Below are 9,286 nucleotides of genomic sequence, written 5' to 3'. Positions count from 1 at the left end.
TATGTATGTTGATTTTCATAAATATCTAGTCTCTTTAATAAGGGGCGAGCGAAAAAAATATTTTATAGACAGAAGGGTTTTCCTTGATTGATTCTTCGAAAAAATATGATAGCAAGGTGATTCGTTTTTCAATATCCCTATTAACTGCCTTTATCGGTGGACTTGTTTTTTCTGTGATTCATACTCCGATTCCATGGCTGCTTGGACCAATGGCGGCTGTTTTAATTGGATCCAGATTTCGAAAAATTCAATATTATTGGCCTGCATACATTCGAGATACAGGATTAATAATTGTTGGGTACTCAATCGGTTTATCATTCACAAAAGAAGCCCTTTTGCAAATAACGGAGAAACTCCCTTCCATGCTGTTAATGACCGTTTTATTAATTTGTTTTTGTGCAGGAATTGCCTTTGTTGTTTCCAAACTTACAGGAGTGGATTATCCAACTGTACTTACTGGCAGCATTCCTGGAGGACTTTCGCAAATGATTATTTTTGCAGAAGAAATGAAAGGAATCGACATTACCACGGTTACTTTCCTACAAGTGGCTAGATTGCTGATGATCATTTTCTTCGTCCCATTTCTTATTTTGGGACCGCTTTTTAACCATACACCTAATCATACTGCTTCGGATTTAGCAGAAAAGACGGTCCAATACACTGTTCCTCTTTTTCCCAATATCATTTTGTTTGCCTTAATTTGTGTGCTTTGTGCTTTTCTTGCTAAGAAATTGAAATTTCCTACACCGTTTATATTAGGACCAATCTTGGGAACAGCGGTTGCCACGATTTCAGGTCTGCATGGACCCGCACTTACGCCTCCGATTTTGGATGTATCCCAATTTATGATTGGCGGATACATCGGTTTATTATTGAAGCCTGAAAAACTGGAGCATAAGGCGAAAATAATTACCCTTGCCCTGCTTAGTGGTTTGCTCATGATTGTAGGCTCTGTGGGTTTAGGGTTTTTGCTGGTTTATTACTACGATATAACACCTTCCACAAGTTTATTAAGCTTGGCACCCGGCGGAATGGATCAGATGGCCATTCTTGCCCACGAAGTCCACGCCGATTTATCCATGGTAACTGGATACCAATTATTCAGGCTCTTTTTTATCTATTTTGCCATACCACCGCTTCTAAGATTGTTTTTTAAAGCTGGAAAAAGAAAATCGAGGAAGACAGCTTAAGGCCGTCTTCCTCGATTTGTTTCCTTGAATAGATTAAGTAAACCTTAATAGGCATTTTTAAATAATTGTTGAAGTTTATGACGAAGCTTTTCTTTTAATTGTCTATGTTTCTCCTCTGAATAATGATATTGGGTATCACTCCACATCTCACCGGAATATTGCCATACTGGCATCGGCTTCCTTTCCTCCGCTTCCCAATCATACCGAGGAAAAATATGGGCATGTAAAAATGCATCCGTGTTTCCGTAAATAGAATAGTTAATTCTTCTCGGATTACACACTTCTTGAATCGCATCACCAATTAAACTCATGTCGAGAAGATACTCACTTCTTTGCTTATAATCAAGATATTTAATGTACTGACTTTCTCATAAGGCAAAAGAAGACAATAACCCGGAAGAAATTGTGTATCTCCGATCACACAACACCATAGGATTCTCCCCGCGATGTGCTGATGCAATCCTATCTTTTTTCCAACCATCATTCATCTTTGTATTCATTAGGGCCTCCTATATTTAGATAAATAAATCTTCTATAAACGATTGGACATCACCTGCTTTTCAACATATTGAATTATTTTAACAAAGGCCTGTTTTTCTGAAGAATTTTTTAGAAGTAATGTATGGGTCAGCGAATGATTACGGAATAGCAAGAGCATTTTTGTGGTTTTAAATATATTCATATTTGGATTTATTTATATGAAAAAATGGAACTCATTTTGAGTCCCCAATCTTTGATAAGAATTATCATTTTATTAATGTTTTAGTACGTGACTTATTCTGGATCTACTGACATTGTTGAAACATTAACACGTCTCTGCTTCGTTTAAAAACCATTTTAGACAATAAAATGCTTATTTCAAATGTGATCGATGCACTCCAGATATTCGCGCAGATCCCCGTTCTCTTGCCTCATCTCGATAGGCAATCGTTCTCTAGATTCAAGTTTTTGCAGTTCGTCAAAAGAAATAGACTTTCTTGGAGAACATTCAAAGTGATTTCACTTCCTCTGGATGTTTTCTGGTTTGGTCACTTGAAAACTTCTACAAGTCGGGGTGAAGTCCCTTTTATGCTCGAAAATCCTTGCTACTCAAGGGATCAGACTAATGCAAAATGCTCATTTAAAAACACATATTGGAAGCAACAATATTTTAGAAAAGAGCCTTTTTTAAATATCATTTACTCAAAGGCAAATAAACGGTAAATGTCGTACCTTGATTAGGTTCACTCACGACGCGGATGAACCCTCCGTGGGCTCTGACAAAATGATGAGCGATCGATAATCCGAGCCCCGTTCCGCCTGTATGCCGCGATCGGGCCTTTTCCACGCGATAAAAACGATCGAATAGGTGGGCCAGCTCTTCGGCTGGAATACCGATGCCGGTATCTATCACTGAGACACATGTATAGACTGCATTCCGATCTAGGACCTTGTCTTCAATTACAACCGAAATCTTTCCGCCTTCCGGCGTGTAGCGGATTGCATTAGTCAACAAATTGATGAACACCTGCGTGATCCGTCTCGCGTCGGCCATCACCTTTACCGGCCTCGTATTCGAATAGAAGTGCATTTCCAGTCCGTTCTCCTCAGCCTCCATTTTCACATCATCAACGACTTGTTCAAGTCTTGCCGATAGATCGAGCGGTTTGCAATCCAATGCCAACCGGCCCGCCTCAGCCAACGACAAGACATGAAGATCTTCCACAAGCAGGCCTAAGCGGATCACTTCATCATGGAGTCTAAGCAGCATTTCCGGAGGGACGTATTGACCGGTCTGTTGAGCATTTTCTAATTTTAGCTGCATGATAGACAGCGGAGTTCGAAGCTCATGAGCGACATCACCTACCAACCGCCTGCGCGCGTCCTCAGCTTCCCGAAGGCGAAGCGTCATATCGTTGAATGTCTGGAATACTTTACCATATTCGTCTTTTGATTGGACAGGAACGTTCACGTCCAGATCCCCCTGCGCGACGCGTTCGATAGCGGCAACGAGCCTTCTAAGCGGGATCGTCAGCACCCCCGAAATCCATAAACTGAAGAACAACCCGGTTGCTATGAAAAACACCCAATTTCCAAGCCAAAATTTCTGCATCTTACCTGAAACGTAAGTCTTCAAGATTTCGATTTGTTCCCCTGGCAGTGCGTTTAAATAAGATGTATCGATTTCTTCCTTACGAAATTGATCGAACAAAGACTCCATGTAAGCCTGTTTGGTTACTGCATGAGCGCCGCCGATAATAAGAACGAGCAGTCCCATGGAGACAAATATTTTTTGGCGTACCGTCAACGTCATGATTGTTCACCGAATCGGTAACCGAAACCGTATACCGTTTGAATATAACGAGGATTGGCCGGATCGTCTCCCAGCTTGCGGCGAAGATTCCGGATATGGGAATCCATCGTTCTTTCGTATCCCATATATTCGTCCGCGAGTGCTGTTTTTAATAATTGCAGGCGGCTGAAAACCATTCCGGGACGCGAAGCCAACGTATACAAAATTTTGAATTCGGTTGGTGTCAATTGGATCTCCTGGCCGTCCTTGAATACCTGACATTTGGCCTCGGAAATGATCAGGTTGTCTCTTTCCAAGAACATCGACCTGTCTTCAGGTCCGCGCAAGCGGCGAAGTAAGGCTCGGATGCGCGAAGCGAGCTCGCGTAAGCTGAACGGCTTCGTCAAATAATCGTCCGCACCAATTTCCAGGCCGACGATTTTATCCGATTCATCCGATCGGGCTGTGACCATAATAATACCGCAATGCGAGGTTTGCCTTATTTCGCGGCATACCTCGATGCCGCTTTTCTCGGGGAGCATCCAATCAAGCACGACGATATCAGGCCGTTCAGACCGGGCAATCGTGAGCGCTTCCATGCCGGTACAGGCGGTCAATGCCCGAAACCCTTCACGTTGGAGATAGGTGTGCATTTCCTCAAGCATGCCCGGTTCGTCCTCCACAAGCAACAATTTCGTTTCCATTCCAATCACATCTTTCCAGTTTAGTCTGCTTCCAGTGCGGGAATACACCACTTACCGAAAATTATACCGTGATTTACCATGTTCTTGAAGATATCCACACAAAAAGAGGAAGATCTGCATAAGTTCTCGACATTTATTGTTTAAACTGACGGTGAAACGAGAGAAATAGCCGCGAAGAACAAGAAAGGCTAACTGAACGGGAGGATTAATTTCATGGAAAATGACAAGATCGTTTCGTAGCAAAACGGCTTGAGGAGTTATGGTGCCTATTTTACGACAAAGATCCTAAAGTCGAGGTAGCGATTGAACAATCTTATATGGAAAACCCGACCAATATTATTTTAATTGAAAGCGAGGTAAAAAGATGAGTAACCTATCTGTAAAACCCAGTGAACCTGAAGTTGGGGATCGCGCGGAGGAAATAACCAATCTCTCACCGCTCGTGACTCGAGCGCGTATGGTGTTTAAGGCAATGGTAAGGATATTTGCGATTTGCATTTTGATCCAGGTGTTTCTTGCCGGTCTCGCACTGTTTTGGGATTCGGCCCAATGGGCCAGCCATACAGGCTTTGCCAGATTGCTAATCATTGGTTCGATCCTGATACTCGTGATTTCTTTCATCGCTCGGCTGCCGCTTTCTCTTCAACTGCGTAGTGCGGGTTTGATCGGCATTATCATTTTGATAGCGGTCAGCGCCATATTACCGTCTGGAATTGGATATTTATCTGCTCTTCATCCGGTACTCGCTCTGATGTTGTTTTTTGGAACTGTGTCCCTCGCAAAGAGGACCGATGCCCTCAAAAAAGAAAAAAAACAAGAATCTGCGAATCAAAGCGTTTGAATTGAGTTTTAATCACAATCTTCAACATGGATAGAGTGTAAAGATGCCACCCTAATCTATCCGACTATCTATTGGTCTTTCTATCCTTATCGCGTCTGGAGGATCGCTGCATCTGGTTGCGGATGATAATTAGAATAGAACTCATTGGTTTCGATTCATTGTAATTGTTCTATATGGAATGTCCGGTATCCTTGTTCTCATTATTATTTATCCAAGACAATGACTAAAGACAACAAAGAACTTTTGAATTAGCTGATTTCTGTACAGTTATTGCTTACGGACGAGTGTTCGGGATAGTTGGAATGTCTACGCTAGAAAAGCGAATTAAGGAGGAGAAAGAATGGCCCCAATCAGAGTACGTTACATTGTCGACGATGTAGATGCGACGATCGCATTCTACACACAGCATCTTGACTTCATTGTCAAAATGCATCCTGCACCCAGTTTTGCTGTTTTGCAGCGAGGTGACTTGAATCTTCTTGTGAACGCTAAAAATGGTCAAGGTGGTGCCACACAAGCCATGCCGGATGGGAGAAAACCGGAACCCGGCGGCTGGAATCGGATTCAAATCGAGGTCGATGATCTGGACGGCATTGTCGAGACCTTGCGTAAAGCAGGCCTACGCTTCCGGAATGATATTGTCACAGGTTTTGGTGGTAAGCAGATCTTACTAGATGACCCAGCAGGTAATCCTATCGAACTCTTCGAGCCTTCAAGCAAATGATGGAAAGAACATTACCTCATTTGCATATAACCATCAATAAGAAGAACAAAAGTGATTGCTCGCTTTTGTTTTTCTTATACACCCATCCTAAAATCTGTTAATTTGTAAAACCAACAAAGAGGAGGAATTAACAAATGAAAATGAAGCTAGTTTCATTCGTAATACTTTGTGCATTTCTACTTGTGCCAACTCTTGCCTCTGCTGAAGTTACCAACAGTAATATCGGATACGGATTAACCCCCGGGCGACTCTGGGCCACGATGGACGCGGTAGTGGGGCTGATCATCGCGATCATCGCTGGGCTGTCTCTGGCTCGGTCCGCCGGTCGTTTCGGTACTGGCAGCGGGCGACGTGGGGCCATCTTGGCCATAGTGGTGGGGCTGATCGTCATAGCCTACGCTGGGGTGCATGTGACCATATACCCTAGTGGTCCCGGCACCGGTGACGGGCGACTCGGGGCTATCTTTGCCATAGTGTTGGGGCTGACTAGCATGATCCTCGCTGGGATAACTCTGCGCCGCTCCCGCCGCCGTGCCGACTGAACCGACCATGTGACCTGTGTTGTGGTTCCTAACCTTGGACGTGTCCCGGTGGGCGCAGGGGACGGCTATGATTTTGAGATAGTTAGGGAATGAAAATAAAAAAACGAATTGTATCAAGCTTCAAGATAACTTGGGAATTACTCCGGTAATCGCCATAATCATGTTTTGGGTAACGACGTCCATTGGACGAATGCCCCTTGTTGGCAAAATCGCATTTGATGTTGTTAAAAAGGAGAATAGGCATGAATAATAGAATTGGAATCGATAAATGGGTGTCAGACCCAATAACCAGATGGGTTATTTTGCTTATTTGGTTAGTCGCTGCAGGGCTGTTAAACACGCTGGCACCTCCCATTAGCAAAGAAGTTGTGAATAATACTCCCCCATTGGCTGACGCCAGGCCATCCGTGCAAGCAAGCGAATTGGTTTTGAAAGAATATCCGAATGCGGAAGATGCTCTTGCCCTATTCGTGTGGCACCGCCAAGAAGGACTGACCGATACCGACCTGCAGCACATCCAACAATTTACCGAAAGATTATCGACACATCCCGTACCGTATCAGACATCCGTGCCGCCATTGCATCAAATGCCGCTTCAAGCTTTGAAAATATACCGCTATATTCGTTTGTATTTTTGATCGCACTAGGCGAGGATTACAACATTTTCGTGATATCTTCCATATGGCAAAAAAGCAAGCGCATGCCGTTGAAACAAGCGGTCTTGGAAGGCGTGGAGGAGACGGGATCCGTCATTACATCGGCAGGCCTCATTCTTGCGGGTACGTTCGCCGTTTTGATCACGATGCCGGTTCAGTTGATGTTGCAAATGGGAGTCATTGTCGCGCTCGGGATTTTGCTCGATACGTTCGTTGTGCGTCCTTTCCTCGTACCGGCCATTACTCTGCTCCTCGGTAGATGGGCTTTCTGGCCCGGACGCCGAAACTCCGGTTTAGGTACTGATTTAACATCAATCAAAAAGCAATTCGAGGACTGTTGATCCTTTATTCAAGGGAGGATAAACATGAATTGGCTCCTATGCCTGGATTACCTTCAAATGTACAATTAACATTGTTTGCAATATAAATGGAAGTAAATATTTAGGTGTGAGTATGACAGTACGATAGGAACAATCTTTGGATAGTTTAGAAAATAACTAGGGATGGAATGAAAATGAAAATGAGAATAATAGCAATAATCTTGTGTGGTCTGGTCATCTTCCCCCTATTCAGTTCAGCGCGAAGTGGTGGAAGCATGCAAGCAGAGCGATCTGGAACTTCAGTCTTCTCCGAAGTGGATGCATATATTGCTCGTGAAATGAAACGACAACGCCTTCCGGGTCTGGCTATCGGGATTGTACAGGGGGATCGCATTCTTTACCTTAAGGGATATGGTCAAGCCGATTCATCGGGTCGTCCTGTAATGCCTGAAACACCTTTCGGATTAGGATCGATCGGCAAGTCGATTACTGCTATGGCCGTTCTCCAACTTGCCGAAACAGGAAAAATTGACTTAGACGCGCCTATACAGCGCTATATCCCCACCAAGTATAAAGGTGCAGAGTTCATTACTGTACGTCAGTTACTTAACCAAACAAGCGGGTTCTCCCAAATTTCAACTTTTAGCAACACGCTGGCAAGTGTCAACGATCAATATCAAGATGCTATAGAGAAAAACGCCTTGTCTTATGCGGAAAAGTTTTTAAAGCAAGCCAAGCAAACCGAACATCCCTACACGTATTCGAACGCAAATTATGTACTTCTTGGTTATATTGTGCAACGAGTATCCGGCCAGTCCTATGGCGACTATGTGAAGGAACATATTTTCAGCCCTTTGTCTATGCATGACAGCTACGTTACGCTCGATGAAGCGGCTGCACACGGACTGGCTACGCCCTACCGTCGGATATTTGGATACAACGTTGCCTACGATGGCCCCTTTGTTTATATTGCAGGGGATGCGCCAGCGGGCTACATGTATACCAGTGCGAAGGACATGAGCCATTACTTGATTGCCCAGATGAACGGAGGCCGATTTGAAGATGATTCCGTGCTCACTTCGGAAAGCATACGTCTAATGCAGACCGAACCTGTTCCGGGAACGTACGCCATGGGTTGGTCGTCAGATTACATTAACGGTTTACGGGTTATCGGTTCGCCGGGTGGCTCATTAGGCTTCCAGGCCCAAACTTTTATGGTTCCGGAACAACAACTAGGAGTTATTGTGTTCGCTAACGTCCTTGACGCAATCGATGCCGCTTGGCCCGATACACACGTTATTACGACTACCCACATTGCCTCCGGGGTCATAAATTTGCTGAATGAACAGCCGATTGGAGAATCAGGTCTAAGCATTTCGCAGAAATACATGCTTGTAAATGGATTACTATTCATACTCAGTGTATGGTTATTATATACGACCGCTCGAACTGCGAAGCGCTGCTTTGGGCCGTGGAGTCCTGACAATTCTGGCCGTATTGAACTATCTATCAAAGTTATAGCAAAAATTGTACTGAATTTTGCAGGTCTGTTTATGATCCTGTTGTTGAGTATGACTCAAGTTGTACCGATATGGCATATGGCAACAATCTTTCAGCCGGACGTATTCCTTTGGCTGAAAATAGTGACTGTACTTATGGCACTGAAGGGAAGTATGGAAATCATTCGGTTGGTTCGGTCGATTGGAATGAAAAAGCATCAAAGTTGAAGTATTGGGAATAAGTGAGAAAACAGGAGGAAATTTCACTTTATAATAGGAGTCCCGCCAAATCAGTTACAACGTGCTAGTGCCCGAAATATAATTATTAATGCCATCAGTATTTGGAATACGGTGTATCTTTCACAGGCAATTGAACATATAAAAACTAAAGGAAAATATCACGAGGAACTACTCCCACATATATCCCCACTAGGATGGAAAACAAAAACTTTCTCGGAGAATATTCGATTAATCCTAAGAATAAAACATCATTTGAGTCATTACGGCCACTACGGACATGATAAAACCCTGAATTTCC

The 9,286-nt window shown here is 43.7% G+C and carries 9 protein-coding genes and 2 pseudogenes; 8 read left to right on the top strand and 3 right to left on the bottom strand.

What is annotated here, in order from left to right:
- Nucleotides 1–83 precede the first annotated feature (83 nt).
- A complete protein-coding gene (locus tag V7150_RS08075) occupies nt 84–1,190 on the top strand; it encodes an AbrB family transcriptional regulator (protein WP_335515977.1) in 1,107 nt (368 codons plus the stop codon).
- Between the two features lie 44 nt (nt 1,191–1,234).
- Here the strand turns inward: V7150_RS08075 and V7150_RS08070 are convergent, their stop codons facing one another.
- From V7150_RS08070 to V7150_RS08060, 3 genes are all read right to left on the bottom strand, one after another.
- Nucleotides 1,235–1,501, bottom strand: coding sequence for a hypothetical protein (locus V7150_RS08070; RefSeq protein ID WP_335515974.1), 267 nt, complete (start codon nt 1,499–1,501; stop codon nt 1,235–1,237).
- A gap of 863 nt (nt 1,502–2,364) precedes the next feature.
- Entirely contained in the window at nt 2,365–3,483 is a 1,119-nt protein-coding gene (locus tag V7150_RS08065) for a sensor histidine kinase (protein ID WP_335515971.1), read from the bottom strand.
- Nucleotides 3,480–4,166 carry a response regulator transcription factor gene (locus tag V7150_RS08060; protein ID WP_335515968.1) on the bottom strand — a complete coding sequence of 229 codons (687 nt, stop codon included), beginning with the start codon at nt 4,164–4,166 and terminating at the stop codon, nt 3,480–3,482. The genes V7150_RS08065 and V7150_RS08060 overlap by 4 nt, the downstream gene beginning before the upstream one ends.
- A 364-nt stretch (nt 4,167–4,530) precedes the next feature.
- On the opposite strand from V7150_RS08060, the gene V7150_RS08055 reads away from it, so the two are divergent.
- The 7 genes and pseudogenes from V7150_RS08055 to V7150_RS08030 form a co-directional block, all read left to right on the top strand.
- Complete coding sequence (locus V7150_RS08055; RefSeq protein ID WP_335515966.1) at nt 4,531–5,007, top strand: DUF6220 domain-containing protein; 477 nt, start codon at nt 4,531–4,533, stop codon at nt 5,005–5,007.
- A 340-nt stretch (nt 5,008–5,347) separates the two neighbouring features.
- Nucleotides 5,348–5,731: a VOC family protein gene (locus V7150_RS08050; RefSeq protein WP_335515963.1), complete on the top strand. Its 384-nt coding sequence runs from the start codon at nt 5,348–5,350 to the stop codon at nt 5,729–5,731.
- A 134-nt stretch (nt 5,732–5,865) separates the two neighbouring features.
- Nucleotides 5,866–6,273 (top strand): DUF6223 family protein, encoded by a 408-nt coding sequence (locus V7150_RS08045; protein ID WP_335515961.1) that lies wholly within the window; start codon nt 5,866–5,868, stop codon nt 6,271–6,273.
- A gap of 242 nt (nt 6,274–6,515) precedes the next feature.
- Nucleotides 6,516–6,911 (top strand): hypothetical protein, encoded by a 396-nt coding sequence (locus V7150_RS26570; RefSeq protein WP_420490267.1) that lies wholly within the window; start codon nt 6,516–6,518, stop codon nt 6,909–6,911.
- A pseudogene (locus tag V7150_RS08040) lies at nt 6,884–7,270 on the top strand (MMPL family transporter); the annotation flags it as partial. The gene V7150_RS26570 and the pseudogene V7150_RS08040, both read left to right, overlap by 28 nt.
- Nucleotides 7,271–7,524: 254 nt before the next feature.
- Complete coding sequence (locus V7150_RS08035) at nt 7,525–8,976, top strand: serine hydrolase domain-containing protein (RefSeq protein WP_335515960.1); 1,452 nt, start codon at nt 7,525–7,527, stop codon at nt 8,974–8,976.
- Nucleotides 8,977–9,036: 60 nt separating this feature from the next.
- Nucleotides 9,037–9,269 (top strand): annotated as a pseudogene (locus V7150_RS08030) (Tn3 family transposase); the annotation flags it as partial.
- Nucleotides 9,270–9,286: the final 17 nt, after the last annotated feature.

The organism is Neobacillus drentensis (assembly GCF_036965245.1).
Classification (GTDB): domain Bacteria; phylum Bacillota; class Bacilli; order Bacillales; family Cytobacillaceae; genus Neobacillus; species Neobacillus drentensis_G.
Note: the sequence above shows the minus strand (reverse complement) of the source record. Positions and strands in the feature narration are given on the sequence as shown.

Bases quoted from the DNA above. Each gene is read 5' to 3' on its own strand.
- V7150_RS08070 (WP_335515974.1), bottom strand. From the start codon at position 1,501: ATGAGTTTAATTGGTGATGCGATTCAAGAAGTGTGTAATCCGAGAAGA.
- V7150_RS08055 (WP_335515966.1), top strand. From the start codon at position 4,531: ATGAGTAACCTATCTGTAAAACCCAGTGAACCTGAAGTTGGGGATCGC.
- V7150_RS08065 (WP_335515971.1), bottom strand. From the start codon at position 3,483: ATGACGTTGACGGTACGCCAAAAAATATTTGTCTCCATGGGACTGCTC.
- V7150_RS08060 (WP_335515968.1), bottom strand. From the start codon at position 4,166: ATGGAAACGAAATTGTTGCTTGTGGAGGACGAACCGGGCATGCTTGAG.
- V7150_RS26570 (WP_420490267.1), top strand. From the start codon at position 6,516: ATGAATAATAGAATTGGAATCGATAAATGGGTGTCAGACCCAATAACC.
- V7150_RS08050 (WP_335515963.1), top strand. From the start codon at position 5,348: ATGGCCCCAATCAGAGTACGTTACATTGTCGACGATGTAGATGCGACG.
- V7150_RS08035 (WP_335515960.1), top strand. From the start codon at position 7,525: ATGCAAGCAGAGCGATCTGGAACTTCAGTCTTCTCCGAAGTGGATGCA.
- V7150_RS08045 (WP_335515961.1), top strand. From the start codon at position 5,866: ATGAAAATGAAGCTAGTTTCATTCGTAATACTTTGTGCATTTCTACTT.